The organism is Pseudomonas putida, from assembly GCF_030159595.1.
GTDB lineage: Bacteria > Pseudomonadota > Gammaproteobacteria > Pseudomonadales > Pseudomonadaceae > Aquipseudomonas > Aquipseudomonas putida_AC.
This window is the reverse complement of record NZ_BSKJ01000059.1, coordinates 1-242: the sequence shown is the minus strand read 5'-3', so window position 1 is coordinate 242 and position 242 is coordinate 1. Positions and strand designations below refer to the sequence as shown.

Annotated in this window: 1 protein-coding gene; it reads right to left on the bottom strand. The window is 64.0% G+C overall.

Annotated features, from left to right (window positions below; genetic code table 11):
- Window positions 1-242: hypothetical protein (locus QQL85_RS26525; RefSeq protein ID WP_284368800.1), on the bottom strand; the 242-nt coding region annotated here is incomplete at both ends.

Genomic DNA, 242 nt, shown 5'->3' with positions numbered 1-242 from the left:
AAGAAGTTGTCGGTCAGGCCCACCTGCTCGACCTTCAGCACGTCTGCCCAGATCGCCGCGATGCGCTGCTCCAGCGCACTCACCGGTGCCACATAGGCCTGCTGCAGTTGCCCGGCATCGGGCTGTGGCAGTGCCTTGCGGTCCAGCTTGCCGTTGGGCGTCAGTGGCAAGGCGTCGAGGAACATGAAATAGGCCGGCACCATGTAGTCCGGCAGCACTGCCTTGAGATCCTCACGCAGGGC